At 70.5% G+C, this 25,724-nt stretch carries 20 protein-coding genes; 9 read left to right on the forward strand and 11 right to left on the reverse strand.

What is annotated here, in order from left to right; translation table 11 throughout:
* Positions 1-10: 10 nt before the first annotated feature.
* From C9F11_RS17995 to C9F11_RS18015, 5 genes are all read right to left on the reverse strand, one after another.
* Entirely contained in the window at positions 11-826 is an 816-nt protein-coding gene (locus tag C9F11_RS17995; protein ID WP_138960259.1) for a hypothetical protein, read from the reverse strand.
* A complete protein-coding gene (locus C9F11_RS18000) occupies positions 823-2,292 on the reverse strand; it encodes a hypothetical protein (RefSeq protein ID WP_249401775.1) in 1,470 nt (489 codons plus the stop codon). The genes C9F11_RS17995 and C9F11_RS18000 overlap by 4 nt, the downstream gene beginning before the upstream one ends.
* 492 nt (positions 2,293-2,784) lie before the next feature.
* The gene (locus tag C9F11_RS18005) at positions 2,785-4,533 is read right to left on the reverse strand and encodes an ADP-ribosylglycohydrolase family protein (RefSeq protein WP_138960260.1); all 1,749 of its coding nucleotides are present in this window, start codon (positions 4,531-4,533) and stop codon (positions 2,785-2,787) included.
* A 4-nt stretch (positions 4,534-4,537) separates the two neighbouring features.
* Complete coding sequence (locus C9F11_RS18010; RefSeq protein WP_138960261.1) at positions 4,538-5,236, reverse strand: DarT ssDNA thymidine ADP-ribosyltransferase family protein; 699 nt, start codon at positions 5,234-5,236, stop codon at positions 4,538-4,540.
* Complete coding sequence (locus tag C9F11_RS18015) at positions 5,233-6,633, reverse strand: UvrD-helicase domain-containing protein (RefSeq protein ID WP_138960262.1); 1,401 nt, start codon at positions 6,631-6,633, stop codon at positions 5,233-5,235. The genes C9F11_RS18010 and C9F11_RS18015 overlap by 4 nt, the downstream gene beginning before the upstream one ends.
* A gap of 563 nt (positions 6,634-7,196) precedes the next feature.
* On the opposite strand from C9F11_RS18015, the gene C9F11_RS18020 reads away from it, so the two are divergent.
* On the forward strand, positions 7,197-7,730 hold the full coding sequence (locus C9F11_RS18020) for a flavoprotein (RefSeq protein WP_138960263.1): 534 nt from the start codon (positions 7,197-7,199) through the stop codon (positions 7,728-7,730).
* A 1-nt stretch (position 7,731) separates the two neighbouring features.
* On the opposite strand, the gene C9F11_RS18025 is transcribed toward C9F11_RS18020, so the two are convergent.
* On the reverse strand, positions 7,732-8,187 hold the full coding sequence (locus C9F11_RS18025; protein ID WP_138960264.1) for a hypothetical protein: 456 nt from the start codon (positions 8,185-8,187) through the stop codon (positions 7,732-7,734).
* A 167-nt stretch (positions 8,188-8,354) separates the two neighbouring features.
* On the opposite strand from C9F11_RS18025, the gene C9F11_RS18030 reads away from it, so the two are divergent.
* The gene (locus tag C9F11_RS18030) at positions 8,355-9,026 is read left to right on the forward strand and encodes a nucleotidyl transferase AbiEii/AbiGii toxin family protein (protein ID WP_138960265.1); all 672 of its coding nucleotides are present in this window, start codon (positions 8,355-8,357) and stop codon (positions 9,024-9,026) included.
* 42 nt (positions 9,027-9,068) lie between these two features.
* On the opposite strand, the gene C9F11_RS18035 is transcribed toward C9F11_RS18030, so the two are convergent.
* The 3 genes from C9F11_RS18035 to C9F11_RS18045 form a co-directional block, all read right to left on the reverse strand.
* The gene (locus tag C9F11_RS18035; protein WP_138960266.1) at positions 9,069-10,292 is read right to left on the reverse strand and encodes a DegT/DnrJ/EryC1/StrS family aminotransferase; all 1,224 of its coding nucleotides are present in this window, start codon (positions 10,290-10,292) and stop codon (positions 9,069-9,071) included.
* Positions 10,293-10,294: 2 nt separating this feature from the next.
* Complete coding sequence (locus C9F11_RS18040; protein ID WP_249401776.1) at positions 10,295-11,545, reverse strand: GNAT family N-acetyltransferase; 1,251 nt, start codon at positions 11,543-11,545, stop codon at positions 10,295-10,297.
* Between the two features lie 420 nt (positions 11,546-11,965).
* Complete coding sequence (locus C9F11_RS18045; protein ID WP_249401777.1) at positions 11,966-12,991, reverse strand: DUF1648 domain-containing protein; 1,026 nt, start codon at positions 12,989-12,991, stop codon at positions 11,966-11,968.
* Between the two features lie 256 nt (positions 12,992-13,247).
* Between C9F11_RS18045 and C9F11_RS18050 the strand changes: the two genes are divergently transcribed.
* From C9F11_RS18050 to C9F11_RS18060, 3 genes are all read left to right on the forward strand, one after another.
* Positions 13,248-15,215 carry a transglycosylase domain-containing protein gene (locus tag C9F11_RS18050; protein ID WP_346347303.1) on the forward strand — a complete coding sequence of 656 codons (1,968 nt, stop codon included), beginning with the start codon at positions 13,248-13,250 and terminating at the stop codon, positions 15,213-15,215.
* Between the two features lie 29 nt (positions 15,216-15,244).
* Complete coding sequence (locus C9F11_RS18055; RefSeq protein WP_249401778.1) at positions 15,245-16,129, forward strand: MerR family transcriptional regulator; 885 nt, start codon at positions 15,245-15,247, stop codon at positions 16,127-16,129.
* A 356-nt stretch (positions 16,130-16,485) separates the two neighbouring features.
* Positions 16,486-18,150, forward strand: coding sequence for a hypothetical protein (locus C9F11_RS18060; protein WP_138960268.1), 1,665 nt, complete (start codon positions 16,486-16,488; stop codon positions 18,148-18,150).
* A 79-nt stretch (positions 18,151-18,229) separates the two neighbouring features.
* Here C9F11_RS18060 and C9F11_RS48645 read toward each other — a convergent pair whose 3' ends face one another.
* Positions 18,230-20,914, reverse strand: a complete 2,685-nt coding sequence (locus tag C9F11_RS48645; RefSeq protein ID WP_249401779.1) for a D-alanyl-D-alanine carboxypeptidase — start codon at positions 20,912-20,914, stop codon at positions 18,230-18,232.
* Positions 20,915-21,144: 230 nt separating this feature from the next.
* On the opposite strand from C9F11_RS48645, the gene C9F11_RS18075 reads away from it, so the two are divergent.
* From C9F11_RS18075 to C9F11_RS18085, 3 genes are all read left to right on the forward strand, one after another.
* Positions 21,145-21,927 (forward strand): GPP34 family phosphoprotein, encoded by a 783-nt coding sequence (locus C9F11_RS18075; protein ID WP_138960269.1) that lies wholly within the window; start codon positions 21,145-21,147, stop codon positions 21,925-21,927.
* A gap of 651 nt (positions 21,928-22,578) precedes the next feature.
* Entirely contained in the window at positions 22,579-23,436 is an 858-nt protein-coding gene (locus C9F11_RS18080; RefSeq protein WP_138960270.1) for a helix-turn-helix transcriptional regulator, read from the forward strand.
* Positions 23,437-23,691: 255 nt separating this feature from the next.
* Complete coding sequence (locus C9F11_RS18085; RefSeq protein ID WP_138960271.1) at positions 23,692-23,901, forward strand: DUF397 domain-containing protein; 210 nt, start codon at positions 23,692-23,694, stop codon at positions 23,899-23,901.
* 108 nt (positions 23,902-24,009) lie between these two features.
* On the opposite strand, the gene C9F11_RS18090 is transcribed toward C9F11_RS18085, so the two are convergent.
* Positions 24,010-24,864, reverse strand: a complete 855-nt coding sequence (locus C9F11_RS18090) for a hypothetical protein (RefSeq protein WP_138960272.1) — start codon at positions 24,862-24,864, stop codon at positions 24,010-24,012.
* A 74-nt stretch (positions 24,865-24,938) separates the two neighbouring features.
* On the opposite strand from C9F11_RS18090, the gene C9F11_RS18095 reads away from it, so the two are divergent.
* Positions 24,939-25,724: an SDR family oxidoreductase gene (locus C9F11_RS18095; RefSeq protein WP_138960273.1), complete on the forward strand. Its 786-nt coding sequence runs from the start codon at positions 24,939-24,941 to the stop codon at positions 25,722-25,724.

The following is a 25,724-nucleotide window of genomic DNA, read 5'->3' on the forward strand; positions in this document are numbered from 1 at the left end:
GGTCGTAACGTCAGTCGTCGTACAGCGTGGTCTCGTCCGTCACGCTCAACCCGCCTCGTTCCGCGGACAGGGGCGCCTTGAGATCGAGCAGCTCCTGGTAGGCACGGGTCGCCGCGAGTTCCCGTACGTGGAGCTGGTACCGGTGTGTGGACCGATACATCTGCTCCCGTCGCTCGGGATCAACCCCCATCGACTTGAGCATCCCGTAATCGCACAGGTAGGTGAGGGTGTTCGTGACTACCGTGCGCGTCGCCGCGTAACCGGCGCGACGCTTCTTAGTGGGGGCGACTTCGGGGCGGTTCCGATAGGCGTGCCAGGCACGTTCGAGTTCGGGCGCGTCGGCGGGCGGATCGTCGTCTTCTTCGGCTTCCGCCGCTCGTTCAGCGAGGGTGTCGCACACTGAGCGGACGTAGCGGTCCACCTCGGAAACCCATACGCGGCCGGTGCGGCCGTCGTCCACAAGATCCTCGGCTCGGGGAAAGCAGAGTGCGGCAACTGCCAGATGGGCGATGCCATGAAGGACACGCTCGGCCGTCCGTGGTTCGCGCACTCTTGCCTGTCGCACGAACTGGTCCATACGTGTCTCGAACACCGAGTTCGGCAGCGCCGTGTGCACGATGCCGGAACGCATGGAGACACCGAGGACCCGAAGGCCCAGGCCGGCGGCCACTCGTTTCACGAGAAACCCGAAATCGGGATCTTCCTCGTATCGCCTGACCAACATTGCGTAGTCGTCGTCCCGGGACGGAAGGAGCTTGGCCCGAAAGCCATAGCCGACGAGCAGAGCGGCAGCCTCGGCGTCTTCGCCCGCCGTTTCGATGGTCACCGGTTTAGATTCCTTTCCTCTGCGTCCTCCACTCTCCTGACACTTGCGGGCCGGTCGAGCCTTGCCGTGGACAGCAATAGGTCGTCACCGGAAAAGCCGTGTTCCTCAAAAATGGAACTGGCCGACACCGCAATAAGCAACCGGTCTTGGTCGTTGCGCAGCGCGGATCCCAGCTGAGGGCTGAATGCCCGCAGGGCCGCCAGCACGATCAATTCCGGCAGATCGTCGTCCAGAAGCGCCGCCTCGGCCAGTACGTCCGAGAGAGTGCGCGCAGAGTCCGGTATGTCCAGCAGTTCGCGCGCCAAGTGCTGCTGCTCCGCACTGAATCGGACCTCGTCCTCGGGAGCCAGCGGTCCCGGAACGTCCTCCTCCTCAGCAAAACGGCTGTACACGGGCGGTGGCGCAAGGAGCGTGGGGACCAGTGCCGCCAGGTTGACCTGATCCTGACGTTCAGGACCCACGGCACCCTCCACAAACGCCTCCAGGGAAGCGGCAGCCTCTCCGACTGTCAGAGCGAGGGAGGGGTGCAACAGATCGCTGTGCAGATCCAGCAAAGCCCGCCGAGGCGTTCCGGAGAACTGCTGTCGGTCTTGCTGGGTGCGGAAGAGCGCGCGCGCCCCCAACAATCGGTGCTGCAGCACCGTGTGTCGGCGAATGCAGTCTCCGACGATATGGACCAACTCGGCAGCCCGCCGCTTGGTGCGGAAGTCCTGCGCAGAATCACGATTGCTCAGGATTGATCGTTCGATCGCCTGCTCCTCATGGATGCGCGACTCCACATGGGTCAACGCCTCGTTGAGGACATCGGGCACTTCCTGCATCCAATCGACTGTCCGGATGTTCCGCTCAGTGGCGTCAAGGTGTCGACGGATGGTTTCGCCGTACTGAATCGTGCGCACTCTGGCCTGCTCGGCAACATGCCGGGCGTCCGCCAATCGGCCTCGGTCGATCAGGTTGCGCAGCCGCACCTCGGCAGCGATCTGAGCGGATTCCACGTCGGTGTCGAGAGCGCCCACGAGAACGTTAAGGGCCTCGTGAGAGGCGAGGAGGTACAGATCACCTTGAGCGTCGGTACGCTCTTCGAGGATTCGAAAACCGAAGTCCTTGAACTCATACGCCCCCGAGGAATTTATCGACCCGTATTTCCAGCGGAATGCACGGTCGGATTCCCGGACGTTGATGAGACTCTCCAGCACCCAGGCGGCAACCCTGCCGTGCTCGCCACCAGGGCGGTCCGGTGCCTGCCGTGCAACAAAGCGTTGCGCTCGTTCCAACACGTGCTCGTGACGTGCCCCCGACTCGAAATCCATGGCGATGGCGACCTGATCAATGATGAACAGCGCCACCTCTGCCGTCTGGTAGCGCTCGCCCTCCATCCAAGGCTGATTCGCCTTGCGAACCTCAAGATCGTGCAACGGTGCGGTACACGCCAGAGCCTTCATCCGGCGGGACAACCCCTCGTCCACCCACCCGTCTTGCACTCCCTCCCCATAAGACATGCGCAGAACCGTAGCTTCTTCCAAACCCCCTGCCTCATCGACACATTTACGATCATGGCGGGTTTTCGACAGTGAGGCAGTCTGCATGTACGCAACAAGTGACCTTCGTTCACCATTACCGCAGGAAGAGCTCTTTTCGGAATCACGTCGTCCGGAAATTTCAGCATGCGCCGTTTGATAGATCGACCGAAAAGGGCCGATTTTGGAGTCCGGCGTTCAGCAGTCCCTACGAGCTCCCGTCATCGCCTACGTGAACCCGGTCGCTTATTCGGCGGCGTCTACTCGGCGGGGCCAACTGCGATGGGGCTGAAGGAGTCCAGGCCTACTTACCCTGCTGATCGGTGTCGGTGGCGAGGGGCCAGGGCATACATCACGTTCACCACAGGTCAGCCACGCCCACCACCCTGCTCATTTTGAAAGGTCTAGGCGAAATCCGAATACGCTCGGTCCCGACCGACGTCACCCGGCAGGCGGTTCAGCGTTGTTGACAGCGACGATCAAGTACGGGTCAACCCGAACCCAGAATGCACTGCCGTCCCGTTGAACCGCGCCCTCCAACTCCATGGCGCGCAAGCTCTCCCATGCCGCTTGGACGTCGCGGATGGCAATACGGAGCTGGGTCGTCGGAAATCCTGCGGTCCATTCCCCTGCGGGGGCTTGTCTGATGACGAGATTCTCGTAAGAGACCCAGTCGTTCCCGCGGCGTGGTGCGGTCAGCCCCAGAGCGGTAAGGGCCTCGGTCACGCGGCTGATGTCGACCACGGGCAAGTAGGCGCCTTGGAGTCGGGTTTGGGTCGGCTGCCGGACCGGTCGATGCTCGGCTCCCTGTGCTGTCTCAGTGCGCGAGGATTCTTGGACGCGTTCTGCTTCAATCCGCTGGACCCCGCGGATGAGGAAGAGGCTCTGACCGTCCTCAGTGAGCAACTGAGTTCGTCGCGCTGACCAGTTGCCAGACGTAAGGGTGGACCCGGCGACGACACGGGCCTGGCGGCGATCCGGCAACAGGAGACCTACTCGTGTGTCGGCTCCGTCGAGTTCCTGAAGAAACCGTGACCTAGCCTCGCTGACCTCATCGTTCGAGGGCGGGGGCAGTGTCACGGAGACGGCATGGAGCAGCTTCTCGGCCAGCGTGATCAGCAGGGCCCCGTCCTGCACAGTACGGCCGAACGAGCCGAGCCATTCCTGACCCAGACCCGCTCCGAGCAGACTGGCGGTCATGGACGCCAGGGTGTCCGTGTCCGCGCCTTCCTGACGGGCCGGAACACCGATGCCACGCTCAGGGCTAGCTGCGGACCGTGCCGCGAGGTAGATGGCGGCCACCGCGCACAGGGTCCCCGAGCCACGGGTCCTCGTGCGGGTCAGCCCGTGCTCCTCAAGAAAGGCTGAGGGTGCACTGAGCGCACCGCTGTCCAACGAGGACCGCGCGCTACTGAGGAGGTCTTCCACCTCCTGCACAGTGTCGTCCCAGGCACGCTCGTAGTCGCCCGGGAACGCCTCGGAGGCGGCATCGCGCCAGTGGTGATCCAAGACCTGCCAGACCTGTTCCCGCCAGTCCTTCAGCCCGTCCAGGGTCGCTTCGACGAGCCAGCCGTAAGCCAGCGGGGCGGGTTGTCGCAAACTGATCCACAGCGCGTATGCATGCACCAGGGCGCCCAAGAGAGCACGCGGGTGCCCGTGGGTCGTGGCCGCGTCGCGGACCACATCAGCGGCTAGGTCGCCGAAGGAGCCCTCGTAGTGAACGATGACGTGTGGCGCGATGCGCATTGCCGCACCATTGGCCCCGGCGCTGAAGTACTTCTCCAGGTCGTCGCTCTTGTGGCCCCAGGCTGCTTCGTGCTTCTCCCAGGCACGGCAGGCGCGTTTGACGCTGGCACCGGCGCCGCGTTCGTAGTGAGGGAGGAAAGGCCACTCGACTCGTTGCAGCCAGGTGAGCCAGTCGTCGCCCGCGCTGAGGCGAGCGCGAGCGACAGCGATAAGCATCTGGGTGTCGTCGCTGTACTCGCCGGGTCCGATCTCCTCAAGGATCGGACGGAACCGGCTGCCGGCCATCCGCTGCCAGGCGAAAAATCGACCCGAGACCTGGCTGAGTGGCGGAAGTGAGCGGGTCCGGTCCCGCCGCTCGTAGGGCCAGCCCATGGCGTCCCCGACAGCTGCCCCGAGGAGCATGCCGCAGGCCCTGTCGGTCCATGGGTGAAGCTCAGCGTTCACGTGTTCACTCTGCCAGAGTTGTTCCGGGGATGTACGGGGTCTCCAGTGGTCGTTTACCGGAGCGCACCGACCTACTCAGGGCGTACTTCTCGAAGAGCACGGGAGCAACGACCAAGGGTGGCAGCAGAGCCGCCATACCGAACCGGGCGTGCCTGAAGTGCTCCAGCTCCGCCTGCTGCTCGTCTCGAACGATGACAGAGCGCACGGCGGGCAGGGGGATGGCGCCGGGTATTTGGATCTCTGCCTGATCGTCCGTGGGCCACCAGGACGGATGCCCGCGTTCTCGCCGCAGAGTCATCTTGCCGGTCACCGTCGGCGCGAACATAGCGTTGAAGCCGTCGGCGCCGGTCCGGGCGCCGGCGCTCCTGTCCCGTGCGGAGTTGTATGCGCAGAACCGGGCGCCGGGAGCGGCGAGCAAGTCGACGTTCAGTGTGAGGACCACCCAGTCCTGGAAATGGCGGTCCCGGCTCGCGGCCTGCGCCAGGTACCAGGTATTCGGATACTCCACGCTCAGGAAGGTGAACTCCGGTGCGCCGTCCAAGCGCTGTGTGTCGACAGGCCGGTAAGCGTCGGCGGCCGTCTGCAGCACGGCTACGGGACGTATCTGCCGGGTGTCGAGAATGTGGGACAGGTTGGCCGACTTAGTGAAGTGGCACAGACGGGTAATTCCGCGGTCCCGGGCCTGCTCAAGGACGTCGTTCACAAGCTCACCCGCACATACAGGTCGGACATCTCGTGTGGCAACAGATCGGTGAGCTTGCTTGAGTGCAGCATGATGAGCTCCGTACGAGCCCGGGTGATAGCCACATACAACCGGCGGGCCTCGCGGGCCTGCGCCTCCTCCAGGCCGTGAGCCCCCACCTCACTTGGCTTCGGCAGCTCGTCCGCATCGCAGAACGGGAGGATGACCGAGTCGAACTCGAAGCCCTTCGCCGCGGAGTAGGTCCCGTAGAACACTCCAGGCTCGTCGGTCCAGCAAGCAAGATCGCGGTGCAGACGGCGAATGGGGACGCGGCCTCGGTCGAGGAGAGACCTGAGTTTGCCCTCGTGATCCCGCGTGCGCATGAGGATGGCGACCTGGCGGTCCGCGCCCAGCGCCAGGGCATTGCGCGCCGCCTGAACGAACTGCTCATCCTTGCTTGCGGTCTCCAAGATGGTGGGCTTCGGGCCGTCGGCAGCCGACCCGGTCGGCTGAACCAGATCAACGTCGTCCTTGAAGTGCTGCATATCCGATATGCCCTGGGCGAGTTGCCCAACCTGACGACTGTTGCGATAGTTGTGGGCGAACTCCACCACATTTGCTACATGGAGGCCCAGGGAGCGCCAGGACATCCGGCTTCCGTAGATTTGCTGCGCGTAGTCCCCAAAGAAAGTTAGCGAACCGTCGCCGGGAATGGCAGCTGCCAGGCTTCGGATCATCTCAGGCGTGAAGTCCTGACCTTCATCGACGACGACATGCCGGTAGAGCCGCTTGGTCGCGTCAACCTTGAGGGCGGCCAGGACAGTCGACGCCATGTTGTCGAAGTCGTACTCGAACCCCGCTTCTGCACGCAACTGTGCGTAGCGTTGGTAGACCTCGAAGACGACTTCACGGTCGGGTTGCTGAAGTGGCTTACCCCGGCCAACTCGGCGCGTGCGGCTTTCCACGTACGTCTGCTGGTCGACGATGCCGTGCCCGACCATCCAATGCAATTCGTCTAGGAAGAAATCGAGCGGGCGGTGAATCACTGCCCGGGAGGAGTGACGCTCGCGGGCCTCCAACAGTGCCCGCTCGACCATCTGCTTCTTGGACTTGCATATGCGCACCGGCGCTTTCGTCCAGTGTGCGAGGTAGCCGCGCGCGAAGGTGTGGTAGGTCTCAATCTGCAGGTTCGGGGGCGCAGTACTCATACCCCGGAGGTAGGTAACGAGAGCCTTGTTGAAGGTGACCAACAGGGTGTGGCCTCCGATACCGGGAGCCATGGCCAGATAGTGAGCCCGATGGACCGCCATCGTCGTCTTGCCGCTGCCCGCCGTACCCAGAACGACGCAGTGACCGCGGTCGTTCAGGAAGACGACATCCCGCTGGTGACCCTTCGGTTCAGGTAACGAAAGCCCCATCAGGCCATTATGACGCGTCCATGGTCACTTGGTACAGGTATCCACGACTTGGCATCAAGACCCTACACAAAGGCAACTTGACCCCGGAGGCAGTGCGTAGTGGCCCCCCTGGCGATCACACCGGCCGCTGGCGGCAGTGGACTGGATCGGCACGAGCTAGAACCTCGATACAAACGGCATGGCCTCTCGCATGTGCCGTGCGGGATGAGCCGATGGCTGCCTCTCGGGCAGTCCCCCGCCAGAACGGATTCAGCACACATGAGGCCGGGAAGCCCCGAGAACACCCGAGAACTACAGAGGCGTGTTTCCCCAGGCCAGACACCCCGTAGCCGACGTTTCCGCAGGTCACAGCCCCGCCCAGGGAAAACTCCTAAAGCGGGTGTCGCAGGTTCGAATCCTGCCGGGGGCACGGACGGCATCCGCCTGGGGTGTCCTCGCGCAAGGGCTCGTGACCTGTTCGGTCGCGGGCCCTTGTGCGTACCGGGGCCCGGTGGGCGTCCGGGTGGGGCGTGGGGCGCCAGGGGCTGTTGCGCGTGATCCGTCGGGCGGGGTGGGATGGGTGTATGACCCCTCCGACTCTGTACTTGTTCGGTTCGGCCGCGCCGCCGCTCTTCGACGTGGCGAAGGTGATCGAGGCGGCGCAGGCCGACGGGTGGGACGTCTGTCTCGGGCTGACGTCGACGGCGGCGCGGTGGCTGGAGGGGAGCCTGGACGGGCTCGCCGTGCTGACCGGGCATCCGGTGCGCAGCGCGTACGCGCTTCCCGGCGAGGCGGACGTCTGGCCCGGGGCGGATGTGATCCTCTTCGCGCCCGCGACGTTCAACAGCATCAACTCCTGGGCCCTCGGGCTCACTCCGGACTTCGTGCTGGGGGTCGCCGCCGAGGCCATCGGCGACGGCGTTCCGACGGTGACGGTGCCGTGCGTCAGTGCCGCGCACGCCCGGCACCGCCAACTGGAGCGGAGCATCGTGGAGTTGCGGGAGCAAGGGGTCACGGTCCTGCACGGCGAGGACGCCTTCACCCCCGACGCGGCGACGGACCAGCCGTGGGACACCGCACTCGCCGCCGCCAAGTGGCGGCTGACCGGCGCCGCCTGAGCTACTGGGTGGCCACGATCCACAGGCTGAGGAGGAGGGCGCCCGCCCCGATGGCCGTGTGGAGCGCCACCCAGAGGATCCAGACGCGCATCCGGGAGGCCAACGGGAACTCCGCGCGGTGCTCGGTCCGGTTCGCCGCGACGAGGGCGTCCAGGTCGAGGTGCGGGTGGCGTGCCGCAAGCTCGTCCCGGAGGCGGTCGGCCAGGCCCGAGTGGACGGCCCAGCGCTCCCCGTACTTGCTGCTCGCGGCCGCGCCGAACGCTCCCAGGACGCACAGCGGTACTGTCACGCCGAGCGACGAGAGCTCCAGGTGGCCCTGTTGCGTCAGGAAACCCAGCGCGGCCGCCGCCACGAGGATCACGATGTTGGTCAGCGCCGCTCGCTGGTTCTCCATCTGCCGGGCCTCGTCGCGTTGCCCCTTCCAGAGTTCGAGCAGGACGTCACTCTCGTCGGCCATGGGTCCCTCCCCTGGAGTCCAGGAAAGCCCCGACGGCACCGACCGCCAAGAGGCCGGTCCTGAGAGCGACTTGCCGAGTGCGTCGAGCAGAGGGGCAGCGGCGATAATCCAGGCATGCCAACAACGTCGTCTTCCCTCCTCGCCGGGCCCTTCGGGCGGATCCCCCTATGAGCCCCGCCGAGCTGCGGCTCCGGCTCGTCGTCGATGTGCTGGAGGCGGGGGCCTCGTACCCGCTCGTGCTCGCGGGCGGGGGTGCTCTGCGGGCGCACGGGCTCGTCGGGGAGTGCGGTGGGGGGCTTGAGTTCGCCACCGAGAGTCCGGAGGGGATGGACGGGCTCGTCGCGCTGGTGTGTACGGGGATCGAGGGGCGCGGGTGGGACGTGTGGGGGTGGGAGACGGATCCGCTGTCCGCGCGGATGGCCGTCGCCGATCCGGACGGCGGGGACGAGTGCGAGGTGTACGTCCAGAAGGAGGCCTTCTGGCGGCCGCCGGTGCTGAGCGCGTACGGGCTCGTGCTGTCCCTGGAGGACACGGTCGGCACGAAGGTGCGCGCCCTCGCCGACCGCGGCCTCGCCCGCGACCTCGTCGACGTCCGGGCCGCCGCGGACCGCTGGAGCCGCGTCGAACTGGAGGAACTCGGCCGCCGGCACGCCCGTGACGCCTTCGACCTCACCGACCTCCACGCCCGCCTGGGCGGCACGGAGTGGATCGACGACGGGGAGTTCGCCTCCTGCGGCCTCGACGCCGGAGCCGTCGACGCCCTCCGCCGCTGGGCCCAGGAGTGGGCGGACGACATCGCCGAACGCCTCCAGGAACTGGCCGCCCCGGAGGACGCGTGACGGGCCGCACCCTCCGTGCGGCCATGTCACCCGGGGCGTCGCTCAGTTGATCGCGGGTGCCGGGCGGGCTCTCGTGGCGGTCGGGGTCGGGTAGCGGGCCGGGGCGGCGGATTCCCTGGTGAGGGCCGTGGCGATGTGGTGGGCCAGGAGGGGGTCGGCGGGGAGGACGTGGGAGGCGAACCAGCGGGCGGCCGTCGGGTCGGGGGACGGGTCGACGAACTCGGCGCCCGCGTAGTCGTCGAGCGGCGGGTCGTAGATGTAGCCGCAGACCACGCCCCGCCGGACGAGGCGGTCGACGAGCGCGTCGCGGTCGCGGACCAGGAGGGGTGCGCGGAAGAGGGCGGGAGGGCCGTCGTCGGTGGCGCGGGCGCGGAGCTCCGGCGTGGCCCAGATGGTGCCGGAGAGCTCGGCGACCCCCGCCCTGCGCCGGGTGAGGCCCGCGTCGAGCGCGGCCATGCGCAGCCCCAACTGCCCGCGCACCAGCGCCCCGTGGCGGGCCCGGTAGCCGTGCAGGTCCACCCGGACCCACGGCTCGTACGCGGACAGGTTCGGCGCCCGGTGCGCGCAGCCCGAGAGGCGGGGCGCGTGCAGGGGCATGCGGAAGGAGTCGCGTTCGAGGAGGCCGAGGCGCTGGAGGGTGCGCCACACCGGGCGCACCAGGTGCAGTCCGCGTACGGCCGAACGCGCGAGGGGGCGCACGGTCGTGTACACGTCCTCGCGCAGGCGGCCGGGGACGAGGAGGTCGTCGCGGAGCACCTCCAGCTCGCGGCGGGTGCGCGCGTCCTCGACGGCGAGGAATCCGCCCGCCATGCCCGCCACGTGCTTGGACAGGCTGAAGGCCGCCGCCTTCCCGAAGGTGCCGACCGGCTGCCCGTCCACGTGCGTGCCGATCGCGTGCGCGGCGTCCTCGAAGAGCGGGATGCCCAGTTCGTCGCAGCGCGCCTTGAGTTCGACGACGCGGTCGGGCATGCCGTAGAGGTTCGTGGTGAGGACCGCGTCCACGGAGGCCCAGGTGGCGTCGGGCACGGCGGCCGGGTCGATGTTCCCCGTCCAGGGGGAGACCGGGGCCTGCACCGGGCGCAGGCCCGCCGCGAGGACGACGAAGAGGATCACGTCGTCGTTCACCGGCGACATCAGCACCCGGGCGCCGGGCCTGCACCAGCGCCGCAGCGCGAGGTAGAGGGCCAGGCGTGCCGAGGGCGTGTAGACGCATTCGCGTCCCAGTCGCCGCGTCATCGTCGCGGCGAGCCGTGAGCCGTACGGCATCGTCACCTCTTTCGTCGAGGAGCCTGTTGGGGGTCGCGCTGAGAAGGTGCCGGTGGTGCTGACGGTGCCTGCGGTGCCGATGGTGACGATGGTGCCTGCGGTGACGATGGTGTCTGCGGTGCCTGTCGTGTCTGCGGTGCGTTGTGTTCGGGGCTTCGCCGGGTGTCCGGCGCGCCCGTGCGCAGGGCGCCCGCCGTCTTCAGGAGGCGGTCCGCCGGGTCCCGCAGACGCGGGTGGGCCAGGACCGTGTTCCGCAGCCCGCGCACCGGTCTGCGCCACAGGCGGTACGCCGCGGCCACCGGGTGCGGGCGCGTCGCGAAGCCCTCGCCGACGCGCAGCTCGCGGGTCTTGAGCCAGTCCTTGTACTCCTTGTCGCCGCGCCCCAGGTCCATGAGCCGCACCCCGTCCCTGCGCGCCGCCTCGGCAAGGCGCAGATGCATGATCAGGCCGGGCGAGTAGTAGCGGAAGTCGGGGTCGTACGCGGTGAACCAGCACGCGAAGACCGTGCGCGACCTCGGCCCGAAGTGCGCGGCCACCGGGCGGTCGCCCGCGTACAGGACGGAGAGGACCCCGGTGAAGTGCTCGTCCCTGACCTGGGAGAAGTGCCGCACCAGGTCGACTATCCAGGGCCGCGCGAAGCGGTCCATGCGCCCCGTCCTGCGGTACTGGGCCGACTTCCAGCGCATGAGCTGGCGCAGCGGCGCGGGGTCGCGCTCGTCGAAGACGAAGCGCATCTCGCCCGCGTCGCGCCCCAGGCGGCGCTCCTTCTTCAGGGTCGTCTTGGCGATGCCCGGGTACGCGCCGCGCAGCCACTCGGGGTAGCCGACGTCGTCGTCGCCGTCCTTCAGGTCGATCACGGGCGAGTCGAACATCCCCGTGACGTACCGGCCGAAGGGCTTCTGCTCCTCCACCAGGTGGTCGAACTCGAAGGCGGAGAGGCGGCAGGCGCGCAGCAGCTCCTGGGCGTTCCAGGTGACTCCGGGGCGGTGCACGAGGGCCTGGCAGTCGGACAGGCCGAGGCCGACGGCCCGGCCCACGCCGACGGCGTTGCGCTCGTACGGGAAGAAGCCGACGGCCTCGCCGGCCTCGCGCAGGACCGCGACCCGCGCCCCGCCCCGGTGGCCGCCGATGCCGGCCGCGAACTGCGGTGCCAGGAAGGGGTTGGCGTAGTCGGGCGACTCGTCCATGGCCCGGTACCAGGCCGCGCGCAGGGAGTCGGTCAGCGTCTCGGGTCTGTGGATCTCGATGTCCACGTCGGATCAACCGCCCTTCTGCGCCGGTGCGGCCTCGCGGGCGATGCGCTGGATGCGGGGGCGGTGCCGCGCGGGGGCGGCGCCTCGGGCCGCGGTCGGCGGCACTCCGGAACCGGCCCGGATTCCCTCGGTCCCGGCCCGGGTCCCCCCGGCTCCGGTCCGGATTCCCTCGGACCTGTTCCCGATTCCCTCGGCTCCGGCCCGGGTTCCCTCGGACCCGTTCCGGATTCCCTCGGCTCCGGCCCGGATCCCCGGGGCGCGCGGAGCCTTCCTGACGGATCGCACGGGCGACCCCTCCCCCCAAATCCCCCATGGCACTGTGCGCTTCATGCCCCTCCGGCGGACGGTCCTCCAACCGTTCCGACGCCGCTCAAACCTGGCGAAGCAGTACGCACCCTGTCAAGGGTGCCTGCGGTGCCGTCAGGGGTTGCGCGCGCCCGGCGCAGGGCGCGCGCCCAGCGCGTTCGGCCCGTTCGACCGGTTCGGCGCGTTCACGGCGTTCAGGGCGTTCAGGAGCGCCGCCCCGCGCTCCGCGTCGTCCACCGACACCGCGAAGGCCTTCCCCTTGGCCCGTACGACCAGGCACTCCCCGGCGCGCAGCATCACCGTCGTACCGAGGCCGCTCAGGCGGTAGCCCCAGCCGCCGACCTGGCCGGGCGTGCGGTGCTCCGCGTACGCGGCCTCGATGGTCTCCGGGGCCCAGCGGCGCACGGGCCTGCCGAGCGGGCCGAACGAGACCCGCAGCCCCTCGTGGGTGACGGCCGCCTCGACGGAGGCGCAGGCCAGGCAGGCGACGGCGACCAGGGCGAAGGGCGCGGCGAGCGCCCACAGCGGGTCGGTGAGCCCGGCCACCGTCACCACGGCAGCGGCCACCGCCCCCGCGCCGAAGACCGCGGCGAGCGCGTGCATCCAGGGGCTCGACGTACGGGACACCCAGTCGACGGGCTCGCCGGGCGCCGGCTCCGCGTGCGGGGCGGCGGCCCGCGGCGGGGCGTCCGGCACCCGGCGGCGGGAGAGCAGCACCCCCAGGACCGCGGCCGCCACGGCGGCCACCGCCACGACCACGCCCCACACGGGCGCCGATTCCGCGTCGCGCCAGTCGGCGTGGTCCACGTTGGCCCGCACGATCGCCGCCTGCGCGCCGACGAGCGCCACGCCCGTGGGCAGCAGCACGGCCGCGCGCCAGGTGTCCGCGCGGCGCCCCGCGAGCAGCGTGCCTCCGGCGAGGACCGCCCAGATCAGCGCGGGGAACAGCGTCGCCGCCCACAGCGGCATCGAGTCGTCGGGGCGCGCGGAGCCACCGCTCCAGTGCGTGGCGAGCCGGTCGGGGAGCCGGTGCGCCGCCGCGAGCGGCAGCGCGAGGAGCAGAAGCAGGGGCGCGGCACTCGCGCCCAGGGCGCCCCACGGCCGCCGTCCGCTCCCCCGGTCCGCCCCTGCGCCGCCCACGGCTCCCCCTTGATCAGTCCGACGAGGTCGCTCCCACCGTAACTCGCCGCGTCCGGCCGGGACCTGGCGAGACCCGGCGCCCAACCGCCGCGCGGCCGGGCGGGACGCGGCGTCCACACGGACCGCGTACGGGCGGGACCGGCCTCCCCCCATCCGCGCGCCAGGGCGCCACAAACCGGCTCGCCCCATCGGACGCCATTCGTCCGTTTACTGCCAACACGCCCTGACCTGCGGCTTGTTACGAAGAGCTGACAGCTTGACGATCAACCTCGCGCAGGTTTTTCACTTCTCCTCCAGCATGGGCACACACTCGGCGCGCAGCGCCAAGGACCGTCGGCGGCGCCGGCTCATCGACTATCCGCGGCGCGGCCGTCGGGGGGTGCGCCGCTGGCTGCCCTCCTGGCGGCAGTGGCTCAGCGCGTTCGGGCTGTGCGGCGGCGCCATCGGCGGGCTCTTCGCCTACGTCTACGCGGCCGTCGACATCCCCGACGAGAACGCGGCGGCGCAGCAGGAGGCCAACGTGTACTACTGGGCCGACGGCACGCAGATGGTCAGCACCGGGGACGTCAACCGGCAGAACATCCCGCTGGACGAGGTGCCCGTGGCGGTCCGCAACGCCGCCATCGCCGCGGAGAACGCCAGCTTCTACAGCGACTCGGGCGTCTCCCCCAAGGGCCTGCTGCGGGCCGTGGCGAGCATGGCGAGCGGCGGCGACACCCAGGGCGGCTCCACCATCACGCAGCAGTACGTGAAGAACACCTACCTCTCGCAGGACCAGACGGTGACGCGCAAGGTCAGGGAGTTCGTCATCTCCCTGAAGGTGGACCGGAGCAAGAGCAAGGACGAGATCCTCCAGGGGTACTTGAACAGCAGCTGGTTCGGCCGCGGCGCCTACGGCATCGAGGCCGCCGCGCACGCCTACTACGGCATCCCCGCGCGGAAGCTGAACCCCAGCCAGGGCGCTTTCCTCGCCGCCCTGTTGAAGGGCGCCGAGCTGTACGACCCGTCGGTGAGCGCGGCCCACCACCGCCGGGCGAAGGCGCGCTGGTCCTGGATCCTGGACCGCCAGGTGGAGGTCGGGCGGATGGGCAAGGCCGAGCGCGCGCGGTACCGCACCTTCCCGGAGCCGCTCGCACGCTCGCGCTCCACCAGCCTCAACGCCCACAGCGGGCAGGCCGGATACCTCGTCGACATCGCCAACAAGTACGTCCGCCAGCGCACCGGCCTCACCGACAAGGACCTGGCCCGCGGCGGCTACCGCATCCGCACCACCTTCGACGAGCGCCGGGTGCGGCAGCTCGCCCGGGCCGCGCAGCGCGTGGCCCGCCGCGACCTCGCCCCCGAGCGGCGCGAGCAGGACCGCGGGGTGGAGATCGGCGCGGCGTCGGTGCGGACCTCGGACGGGGCCGTGCTCGCCCTGTACGGCGGCGCCGACGCCACCCGGCACTTCAGCAACAACGCCGACACCTCCGGCGTCCCCGCGGGCTCGGCGTTCAAGCCGTTCGTCCTGGCCGCCGCCCTCCAGGACGGCGTCGACACCGGCAAGGGCGCCACCGGGATGACCCCGCGCCGGGCCCTGATCGAGGGCGGCCACGCCACCTATCTGCACCTGGGCAAGCAGATCGGCTGGCAGCGGATGCGTGAGGTCGCCGTGGACTCGGGGATGCTGCCCGCCAGCATGGGGCCGAAGGAGGACATGTTCGCCATCGGCACCTCCACGCCGAGCGCCATCCGGCTCGCGGGCGCGTACGGCACGCTGGCGCGCGGCGGGCTCCAGCACGACCCGTACTCGGTGACCTCCGTGACGAAGGACGGCGAGGAGATCGAGGGCCTGGAGCGGCCGCCCACCCGGCGGGCCCTGGACTCCCGGGTCGCGGGCCGGGTCGCCGACGCGCTGCGCGGGGCGGCGACCGACAGCCTGGGCCGGGTGTCCAGCACCCGTGGCCGCCCGGTCGCGGCGGGCCGCACCACCGACCGGGACCGGCTGCGGTCCGCCTGGTTCGCCGGGTACACGCCCGAGGTGTCCACGGCCGTCACGCTGTTCCGGATGCGCAAGGGCGACCCGCTGCTCCAGCCGCTGTCCGGCGTCGGCGGCAAGGGGTCGCGGTACGGGAACGCCCTGGTGGAGCGCGTCTGGACGGACGCGCTCCGCGGCATTGACCTTGCCCCTGGGGCAGGGTCCAGGCTCTCCGGTGCCGGGGAACCCTCCCCGGCGCCCCGCTGACCCGCCTCCGGTCGCAGAAGATGAGTCCCGTGGACAGCGCACAGGACACGGACGCACCCGACCGGCCCGAGGACCGGCTGAGCATCGGTGCCTTCGCCCGCCGCACCCGGCTCTCGGCGAAGGCGCTGCGGCTCTACGACCGCCAGGGCCTGCTCACCCCGGCGTACGTGGACGAGTCGACCGGCTACCGCTCCTACCTGCCCGAGCAGATCGAGCAGGCCCGCACCGTGGCGATGCTGCGCCGTCTCGACATGCCGCTCGCGCAGATCGCGGCCCTCGTCCGCCTGGACGGCGAGCGGGCGGCCGAGGCGCTCGCCGGTTACTGGGCCCGCGTCGAGGAACGGCACGCGGGTCAGCGCACCCTCGCGGGCTATCTCCGCGCCAGGCTGTCCGGAAGGAGCACGACGTTGTACGGAGACTTCGAGGTCGAGACGGTGGAGGTGCCCGGCACCCCGGTCCTCTGCGAGACGCGGCACCTGTTCAACGAGGAGCTGCCCCCGTGGATCGACGCCGCGGTCGGCCGGCTGGAGCGGGCCGCGGAGGAGGTCTGCGGCGGGGTCACCGGCTCGCCGTTCGTGATCTACCACGCCGAGGTCACCGAGGAGAGCGACGGCCCCGCCGAGGCCTGTGTGCCCGTCGCCGACCTGGCGGCGGCCCGCGCCTGGGTCGCGGCGCAGGGGCGCGGCCGGGACCTCGCCGCCCGCACCGAGCCCGCGCACCGGCTCGCGTACGTCCGGATCACCAAGGCGCAGGTGGCCTATCCGCAGATCGTGGCCGCCTTCGACGCAGTGGAGGAGTGGATCGCCCGGGAGGGCCTGGCCCAGGCCGGGCCGTGCCGCGAGGTGTACTTCACGGACTGGGACGCGGCCGGGCCCGAGGACGACGTGTGCGACGTGGCCTATCCGGTGCGCTGACGGCGCCCTCCTCAGCCCGCCGCGCAAGCCCGCCGCGCACCCTCCCGCACCCCCTGGGCACCCTCTGTGAGCAAATGCACGCGCGCAAATTCCGAGGCCGTCGAACCCACCCCCCAGAGGCCCCTCCACCTGCTCCCACAGGGGTCGGGACGCCTCTGACGTGGATGTACTGCGACCGTCCGCGATCGGTCGCATACTGACGGATACCTGGGCCCGGGGTCGCTGTCCGCCAACCATTCCGCAGCGGTTAGCGTCTACTCCGAAGGAGTTGACCCCGCCAGCCGAACGGATCGCCGCCCGTGGCCTCTGCCGAACTGTCTCCGCCGACACTCTCCCGAAGCCATCAGGGGAGTGACATGAGGGAGCCCTGGTACTGGCGCTACCGCTTGCCACTGATGATCACGCTGGGTCTACTGCCGCTCTACGCGCTGTGGTGGACGGTCTTCGCGACGGGCGGCGGCGACCTCGCGGCGCAGCAGGCCTGGGCCGGCTTCGTCCGGCGCTACCCCGGCTCGGCGTACGGGCTCTTCTGGTACGGCGGGGTGCACACCGCCAACTACAGCGTGATCTCGCCGTACCTCATGGCGGCCTTCGGCGTGCGGACCGTGGCGATGGCCTCGGGCCTCGCCTCGACCTGGATGGCCGTCGCGCTCATCACGCGCGTCGGCATCCGCAGACCCCTGTGGCCCGCGATCATCGTCGGCTTCTCGCTGTGGTGCCAGGTGGTGTGCGGGCGCGCCACCTTCATGCTCGGAGTGGCCTTCGGCGTCGGGGCCGTCCTCGCCGCCTCCGGGAAGGCCGGTCGCGGCAGGCTCGCGGCCGCCGTGGCGTGTGCGGCGCTCGCGGCCATGGGCAGCCCGGTGGCGGGCCTGTTCATCGTCGTGGTGGGCGCCGCCTATCTGCTGTCGCGGGAGTGGGGCAAGGCGCTCGCCCTGATCCTGCCGCCGTTCGCCGTCGTCGGCCTCACCACCTGGCTGTTCCCCTTCGAGGGCGAGCAGCCGATGGCGTTCGTCCGGATCTTCCCGCCGGTCCTGCTCTGCCTGGTCGTCATCCTGGCCGCGCCGCCCGCCTGGCGGCTGCTGAAGCTCGGTGCCGCCGTGTACGCGGTCGGCGTCGTGCTGACCTGGATCATCCCCACGCCGATCGGCACGAACGTCGAGCGGCTCGCGGAGCTCGCGGCCCCGGCCATAGTGCTCGCCGCCGTCCTGAACCGCGACTTCCCGCGCGGACGGCTGCTCAGGCCCAACGGCAGGCCCGCCCTGATCTGGCGGCACGCCCTGCTCATCAGCGCCGTCGCCCTGTCCCTCATCTGGGTGTCGATCAAGACGACCTCCGACATAGTGGCGTACACGAAGGTGCCCACCTGGGCCGTGGAGACCGACGGCGTCGTCAAGGAGCTCAAGCGGCTCGGCGCCGACCGCACCCGCGTCGAGGTCGTCCCGGCCCGCGACCACCGCGAGGCCGCCGTCCTGTCGCCGTACATCAACATGGCGCGCGGCTGGAACCGCCAGGCCGACGTCGAGCGCGGCCGCCTCTTCTACGAGGGCCGCCCGGTCTCCGAGGTGAAGGAGGGCGCCTTCTCCTCGGCCTCCTACCGCCAGTGGCTGAACCAGTGGGCCGTCGGCTTCGTGGTGCTCTACAAGGGCGACAGCGTGCCGGACGGCGCCGCCGAGCGCGAGCACAACCTCGTGACCAGCGGGCCCAGCTACCTCAAGGAGGTCTGGCACGACGACAACTGGCGGATCTACCGGGTCAAGGACCCGGTGCCGCTCGTCGACAAGCCCGGCACCCTGGTCGCCGCCGACGGCGCCAACATGACCGTCCGGATGTCGCGGCCCGGCTCCGTCATCGTCCGCGTCGCCTACTCGCCCTGGCTGTGGGCCGAGGGCGCCTGTCTGCGCAAGGACGGCGACTTCACGCGCCTGACCGTCACCAAGCCCGGCGAGGTGCGCATCGGCTCGAACTACAGCGGCCCCTCGGGCCCGCAGCCGCGCTGCGCGCCCGGGAACGAGAAGGACTGACCGGGGTACGGCGAAAGGGGTGGGGGCGAGCCTTGAAGGCTCGCCCCCACCCCTTTCGCTCGCGCTCCCGCGCGCCGCGTCAGCCGATCCGCGTGAGCTTCGCGCCGAGGCCCGGCTCCGCGAGGTCCTTGCCCAGGGCCACCGGCACCTTGATGGCGCCGTTGGTGCCGTCGCCCACGGACAGGACGCCGACCTTCGTGCCCTTCTTCGCCGTGTGCGGGACCTTCTTGCCGCCGTCGGTGAGCTCCAGCTTCGCGGTCAGACCGGACCAGCCCACGGCCGTGACGTCCTTGGTGGTGACGACCGGCGTCTCGCCGCCGAGGCCGTCGTCGACGTGGCCGACGACCGTGCCCTTCTTCACCACGGTCTTCGCCGTGAGCGCGTCCTGGCCGCCGCTGATCAGGTCCTCCACGACCTTCGTGACCTGGTCGATGTTGGCGACGCCGGGCTTGCCGAACTGGGCCAGGGCCGCGCCGATGATCACCTGGGTCTTGCCGCCGACCTTCTTCTCCGCGGCGAACAGGATGTTGCCGCCCGCGGCCGTGGTGGTGCCGGTCTTGATGCCGATGGCGACCGTCGGGACGAGGCCGAAGTAGTTCTTCTGCTCGTCGCCGTTGAGGTCCTCGTACTTGGGCTGGCGGGCGATCTCCTTGAACGTCGGGTTCTCCATCGCCACCCGGCCGAGCTTCACCAGGTCCTCGGCGGTCGACACGGTGGTCTTGTCGAGGCCGCTGGGGTCCGTGTAGTGGGTGTTCGTCATGCCGAGTTCCTTGGCCGTCTTGTTCATCTTGGCCACGAACTTCTTCTCGTCGCCGCCGCTGTCCCAGCGCGCGAGCATCCGCGCGACGTTGTTGGCGGACGGCAGCATGACGGCCTGGAGGGCCTCGTACTGCTTGATCTTCTGGCCCTCGGTCACCTTGACCACGGACTCGTTCTCCGGCTTGCCCTTCTCGTAGTGGCGCTGCGCCTGGGCGTCGACGGTGAGCGTCTTGCCCTCCGTCCCCTTCTTGATGGGGTGGTCGCGCAGGATCAGATACGTCGTCATCACCTTCGCGATGCTCGCGATCGGCACGGGCTTCGGCTTGCCCGAGGTGCCGAAGGTGCCGATGCCGTCGACGTCCATGGCCGCCTGCCCGTCGGCGGGCCAAGGGATGGAGGGCTTGCCGCCGCCGAAGGAGAACGTGTCCTTGGCGGTCATGCTGAGCTTCGCGTCCGGGAGCGGACGTACGGCCTGTACGACTGCAAACACAATCGCCAGGAGCGCCACGAGCGGCGTCCAGATCTTGAACCGCCGTACGAGGGTGCGGGTCGGGGTCTCCGGGGGCGGCGGCGTGTTCGTCAGCTCGGCGAGCAGATCGAGCGGCGGCTTGGGCGGCAGCGGCTGCTGCGTGGTCCGCTCCGCGGGCTCCGGCTTGGGCGCCTGCGGGGCCTGCGCGGCGGCGGCCGGGGCCTTGGGCGCGCCCTGCGGCGGGGCCTTCCGCTCGGGCGTGGCGCGGGGCTCGTCGAGCGGCTTCAGCGCGACGAACTTGCTGGTCCGCTCGGACTCGGACTCGGCCTTGGGCTTCTCGCCCTTGACGTCGCCGAGCTTGAGCATGGTGGTGGGCTGGTCGACACCGCCGGAGCCGGCACCGGGGCCGGTGGGCTTGACGGCCTTGAAGACGGCGGTGGCCTGGTCGACGTCCTTGGCACCCGCGGACTCGGCCCCTTCGGGCTTGGCGTCGCCGGGCTTGACGCCTTCGGGCTTGACGCCGCCGGGCTTGACGCCTTCCGGCTTGGCGTCGCCGGACTTGGCACCCTCGGCCTTGGCGCCTCCGGGCTTGGCGCCGCCGGACTTGGCACCCTCGGCCTTGGCGCCTCCGGGCTTGGCGCCCTCGGCCTTGGCATCGCCGGACTTGGCACCTTCCGGCTTGGCGTCGCCGGACTTGGCGTCGCCCGGTTCGGCGGCGCCGCTCTTGTCGGCTTCGCCGGACTTGGCTTCGCCGGACTCGGTGCCTTCGGACTTGGTGCCCCGCGGGGTACGCGGGTCGGCGGCGGCCGCCTTGCCCTCGCCCGGCTTGGCCTCGCCCGCCTTCGCGTCCGCGTCCGGTACGACGGCCTTGAACACCGCCGTCGCCTGGTCCGCGGGACGCTCACCGGAGCCGGACCCGGCGTCGGAGTCCGCGGCGGCCTCCGGCTCGGCGTCCTCGGCCTCGTCCTTCTTCGCCCACGACGGCACGGTCTTGAACACCGCGGTCGCCTTGTCGGCGGGAGGCTCACCCGCCTCGGCGCCGCCGTCGCCAGAGGTCTCGACCCGGGGCCGGTCGGTCCGGAACACGGCGGTGGCCGTGTCGGACTTCGGCGCGTCCGACGCGTCGCGGGAAGCCGCCTCGCTCCCGTCCGCACCCTCGTCCGAGGTCCCGCCCCGGGGCCGGTCGGTCCGGAACACAGCCGTGGCCGTGTCGGACTTCGGCGCGTCCGACGCGCCCGGCGCGTCGCCGGAGGCCGACTCCGCCACGGCCTCGTCCGCGCCCTCGTCCGAGGCCCGGTCCGCCGCGTCCGCCGCCTCAGGGGAAACGTCACCTCCGGCCGGAGAACCGCTCTCGTCCTCGCCGCCCTCGGCCTTCGCGTCCGCCGTGGCGACCCAGGCCGCCACCGCGTTCCGCAGGCGCGCGTCCCCGTTGGCCGCACCGGCCGAGGGGGGCGTGGGGGGCGAGGCGGCCGCGTCGTCCTCAGAGGCGCCCCCGCCAGAAACCGTCTTCGAACTGTCGGGGTACTCGCCCGCCACCGATTCCTCCTCGTACTCGCCGTACTACGCCGTACTCGCCGTGCTTCGCCACACCGACCGAGGCCCGGACCCACTGTCCGAACCATGTACCAGTGTCCTGTGTGAGGGCTTAACCCCCGTGGTAGACGAGAACGACATACCTACTGGTTCCCGTACGTACCGCCCACGCGCTCTCGACAGACCAATGTGAGAGGGGTCACCCTGTCATTCATCCACGCGGGGAGGCATGGATGGGCAGGAGCCGCAGAACAATTCCGGAGGAGCTTCTGCTGCTCGCTTTGGACCCGGCCACGGGTACCACAGCGCAGCCGCAGTCGCTCGACCTCGGTCTGGCCGGAGCACAGCTAGTGGAGCTGGCGCTGGCCGGACGGATAGCCCCTGACGGGGATCGTATCGCCGTGGTGATGCCACGGCCGACGGGAGATCCGACTCTGGACTCCGCACTGGAGCTGCTGCGCAGGCGCGGCAGCCCGGTCCGCGCGGTCCACTGGATCGGCGGGCCCCGCCTGGGGCTGCGCCAGACCTACCTTTCGCACCTGGAGCGGTGCGGCATGGTGCATGCCGTGGCGGGCCAGATGTGCGGAGTACTGCCGACGACGCGCTACCAGGCGACGGACACGGCGATCAGCCGGGAGATCAGGTCCCGGCTGGACTCGGCGATCCGCACCGGCGTGCCGCCGGACCCACGGACCGCGGCGCTCGCCGCGCTGGCCCACGCGGTCGGCCTCGGCAAGCACCTGTATCCGGGCAACGAGGGGCGGTCGTCCCGCTCCCGGCTGCGGGATCTGATCCGCCACGACCCCATGGGCGGCCTCGTGGCACACGCCGTGATGGATGTCCAGAACGGCGTGGCGGCGCAGCCCCGCCGCAGTCCCGCGACGGCGGGGCAGGCACAGCCGCAGGGCGCACGGCCGCCCGCACGGACGACGGCGAGGGCGGCGACGGAACCCGGCAGGGTGCCGATGCAGCCGCGCCGGGGTGCGGGAGCCATGGCCCGCGCGGTGGCCCACTGATCGAACGGCCACGCACGGGGAGCCGATCCCCGGGCAGCGCGGCCGCGGCACAGCACGAGCACGCACCGGCACCGGTACGGCCGCCGACACCGGCACCGGCACCGGATCCGGCACACCGGCACACCGGCACCACGAGCGCACCGGCCCGCACCGGCCGCGGCGCCCGGCACGGCACGGCAGCACAGAGCAACCCGCAGCACCCGCGGCACGCGCGCTCACCCAGCGCGCCCGCCCGCGGCACCGCGTCACCCGCACCGTGTGACGCACCCCGCGCCTTCGCACCGTGAGGCGCACCCGCACCCCAAGGTGCACACGGCACCGCAAGGTGCACACCGCACCACCAGGTGCACACCGCGCCGTGAGGCGCGCCGCACCACCACCAGCTCCGCGCCGCAGTCCCCGAGACCCGGTTCGGGAGCCGCCGGTCCGTGCGGGGTCCGGGCGCCGGCCACATCGGCGCCCGGGCCCCGCACGGCCGCAACCACCGCACGCGACACGCCCGTTGAGCAGCACACGCGACGCCGCGGGGCGTCGGCACCCCCACAGAGCCGCCGTATCTGCTGTTTCCCAGCGGCGAGTTGCCCCTTGGTGGCACTCTGCTCCACAGCAGACACGCAATGTAGAGGCATATTTGCCGGAGGTGCACTTCCCGTGGCGTCCAACGTCAATCCCACCGTCAGGCGTCGCCGGCTCGGCCAGGAGCTGAGGCGGCTCCGTGAGCTCAAGGGCATGACGGCGGAGGAGGTGGCGGAGCGTCTGCTCGTCTCGCAGTCGAAGATCAGCCGCCTGGAGAACGGCCGCCGCTCCATCAGCCAGCGCGACGTCCGCGATCTGTGCGGGGTGTACGAGGTGGAGGACCACCGCATCGTCGACTCGCTGATGCAGATGGCCAAGGACTCCCGCCAGCAGGGCTGGTGGCACTCCTTCGGCGACATCCCGTACAGCGTGTACATCGGTCTGGAGACCGACGCCGCGTCGCTGCGCGTCTACGACCCGCAGGTCGTCCCCGGACTGCTCCAGACCAGGCCGTACGCGGAGGCGCTGATCACCGGCGCGCTGCCGGAGACCACGCCGACGGACATCGAGAAACGGGTCCAGGTCCGCATGCGCCGCCAGGAGCGCATCGCCGCGCCGGAGAACCCGCTGCGCCTGTGGACCGTCCTCGACGAGTCCGCGCTGCGCCGCGTCGTCGGCAACCGCGCGCTGATGCGCGAGCAGCTGGAGCACCTGGTCGAGCAGTCCCAGCTGCCGCACGTGACGGTGCAGGTGATCCCCTTCGAGATGGGCGCGCACCCCGGTCTGAACGGCCAGTACGCGATCCTGGAGTTTCCGGACGCGTCGGATTCCAGCGTCGTCTACATCGAGGGCGTCACCAGCGACCTGTATCTGGAAAAGGCCAATGACGTGCAGCAGTACAGCGTCATGTACGAGCACTTGCGGGCCCAGGCGCTCAATGTGGACCACTCCCGGCAGTTGATCGCCGACATCGCCAAGGACTACGCCCGCTGACCTCACGCCCATACTCGGAAGCAAGCCTTCCGGGCGTCCCCTGCGGCCCTCCGGCCGCGAAGCCGCCGCACGGTACACCTTTGCCGCGCCGGGACGGAAGACCCCTCTGGAATATGCCATCCGGTTGAGTGAACGAACCATCCGCCACTCGATGTTGGCGAGTAGCGTCATTCACGCCAACAGAGCAACGGCGTTGGCGTATACCGCTCTCCCGCGGGATACCGCAATTCACCAACTGCGCAAAACGGAGCAAACATGGCAATCCAGCAAGGCGCGTCGCCCTCGTGGACCAAGTCGTCCTACTCCACCGGGAACGGCGCGTGCGTCGAGGTCAAGTCCCCCGTTCTGCACGCGATCTCCGTGCGGGACTCCAAGGTCACGGGCGGCCCGGTGCTCGCCTTCCCGGCCGACTCGTGGAACGCCTTCGTGAGCGAGGTGCGGGAAGGGTCCCACGACCTCGGGTGATACGTGCCAGTGAAGGCAACCGCAGAGACAACCGCATAGCTCCACCCGCAGAGCCCTCTCGACTGGTCCGCCGTCCCGGCCGAGGGGGCTCGGCCTCGTCCCGGGGCGCTAGCGCAGCTGGTCGACGTAGCGGTCCGTGCCCGGCACCGTCGGGATGAACGGCGCGAGCAGCTCCACGCGGCCAAGGCCCGACGCGGCCACCTCCGCCTCGCGCGCCGCGAAGCGCTCCGCCCAGCACGCGCGCGGATCGCACTCCAGGAACCACAGCAGCGTGAGCCGGGTGTCCACGCCCTCGACCTGCTTCACGTACGTCATCCGGTCGCCCGGCAGCGGCGTCGGCCGGAAGAGCGTGACCAGGGCGGCGGGCGAACCCCCGAGCGCCCGGGGCAGGTGCCGGGCGCGCAGCCACTCAAGCAGCTCCGCGCGCTCCCCAGGACCGGCGGCGTCGATCACCTCCAGGACGAGTCCCTGGTACGGGTGGTCGAGGGCGTGCAGATCGCGCGGCCCGGCGGCGCCGTCGCGGTAGACGGTCGCCTCGTGGTCCTGGAAGGCCGTGAAGACGTGGGTGCGGGCCTGGTGGACGCGGCCGTCGCGGTTGAGGCGCTTGTTGATGGCCACGGTCCACTGCATGTGCTCGGCGTAGCGCCCCTCGGTGATCCAGTACGTCGACAGATAGCAGCCCGCCGTCACCGGCCGGGCGACCGCGGACTTCTCGGGCACGCGCAGGAGCTGCAGTTCCCGGGTCGCCACCCAGCGCCGGCCCGCGTACATCCAGGGCATCGCCATCGCGCCCGCGTAGTAGTGGTCGTCCTCGTACCAGCGGTTGTACGCGAACTCGTGCCCCGGGTGCGGCTCGACCATGGTGATCAGCGCGTGCCCCGGGCGCACGCCGTAGGGCCCGACCGCGGCGAGCGCGCCGTACGCCTCGCCGGGGGCCTTCGTGGACCGGGTGTCGTCGCCCATGCCTCTCCCCTTCTTCCGCACGGACCCATACCCTGACGCCCCGTCAGACAGAAGGCCAGAGCCGGGAGGCCCGCATGCCGCTGCTCCAGGGAAAGACCGTGATCGTCTCCGGCGTCGGCGCGGGGCTCGGCCACGAGGTGGCCGCGGCCGTCGTGGCCGAGGGCGGCAACGCCGTGCTCGGCGCGCGCACGGAGGCCAACCTCGCCAAGACCGCGGACCGGCTCGACCCCGAGGGCGCCCGCACCGCGTACCGGACGACGGACATCACCGACGAGGCCCAGTGCGCGGCGCTCGCGGGCCTCGCCGTCGAGCGGTTCGGCCGCGTCGACGCGCTGGTCCAGGTCGCCGCGCTCGACAGCCACTTCGGCGGCCTCCAGGACGCGGACTTCGCCGCCTGGGCGAACGTCCTGGACGTGAATCTGCTCGGCTCGCTGCGCATGGCCCGCGCGTGCCTGCCCGCCCTGAAGGAGCGCGGCGGCTCGGTGGTCCTGATCGGCACGCAGTCGTCGGTGGCGGCCCCCTCGCAGGTGCGCCAGGCGGCGTACGCGGCGTCGAAGGGCGCGCTGACCTCGGCGATGTACTCCCTGGCGCGCGAGCTGGGCCCGCTGCGGATCCGGGTCAACACCGTGCAGCCCGGCTGGATGTGGGGCCCGCCGGTCCAGGCGTACGTGGCGCTGACCGCGCGGGCCGAGGGCGTGCCGGAGGACGAGGTGAAGCGGCGGCTCACCGCGCGCATGGCGCTGCCCGACCTGGCCACGGACGGGGACGTGGCGCAGGCCTGCGTGTTCCTGGCCTCGGACCGGGCGCGGTCCATCACCGGGCAGTCGCTCCTGGTGAACGCGGGGGAGCTGATGCGCTGA

Source organism: Streptomyces sp. YIM 121038 (genome assembly GCF_006088715.1).
In the GTDB taxonomy this organism is placed as follows: domain Bacteria; phylum Actinomycetota; class Actinomycetes; order Streptomycetales; family Streptomycetaceae; genus Streptomyces.

Excerpts from the sequence above, each read along its gene's own strand:
- C9F11_RS18020 (WP_138960263.1), top strand. The coding sequence starts at position 7,197 with ATGACCCCTCCGACTCTGTACTTGTTCGGTTCGGCCGCGCCGCCGCTC.
- C9F11_RS18030 (WP_138960265.1), top strand. The coding sequence starts at position 8,355 with ATGAGCCCCGCCGAGCTGCGGCTCCGGCTCGTCGTCGATGTGCTGGAG.
- C9F11_RS18085 (WP_138960271.1), top strand. The coding sequence starts at position 23,692 with ATGGCAATCCAGCAAGGCGCGTCGCCCTCGTGGACCAAGTCGTCCTAC.
- C9F11_RS18015 (WP_138960262.1), bottom strand. The coding sequence starts at position 6,633 with ATGGGGCTTTCGTTACCTGAACCGAAGGGTCACCAGCGGGATGTCGTC.
- C9F11_RS18035 (WP_138960266.1), bottom strand. The coding sequence starts at position 10,292 with ATGCCGTACGGCTCACGGCTCGCCGCGACGATGACGCGGCGACTGGGA.
- C9F11_RS18090 (WP_138960272.1), bottom strand. The coding sequence starts at position 24,864 with ATGGGCGACGACACCCGGTCCACGAAGGCCCCCGGCGAGGCGTACGGC.
- C9F11_RS18060 (WP_138960268.1), top strand. The coding sequence starts at position 16,486 with ATGAGGGAGCCCTGGTACTGGCGCTACCGCTTGCCACTGATGATCACG.
- C9F11_RS18095 (WP_138960273.1), top strand. The coding sequence starts at position 24,939 with ATGCCGCTGCTCCAGGGAAAGACCGTGATCGTCTCCGGCGTCGGCGCG.
- C9F11_RS18025 (WP_138960264.1), bottom strand. The coding sequence starts at position 8,187 with ATGGCCGACGAGAGTGACGTCCTGCTCGAACTCTGGAAGGGGCAACGC.
- C9F11_RS18075 (WP_138960269.1), top strand. The coding sequence starts at position 21,145 with ATGGGCAGGAGCCGCAGAACAATTCCGGAGGAGCTTCTGCTGCTCGCT.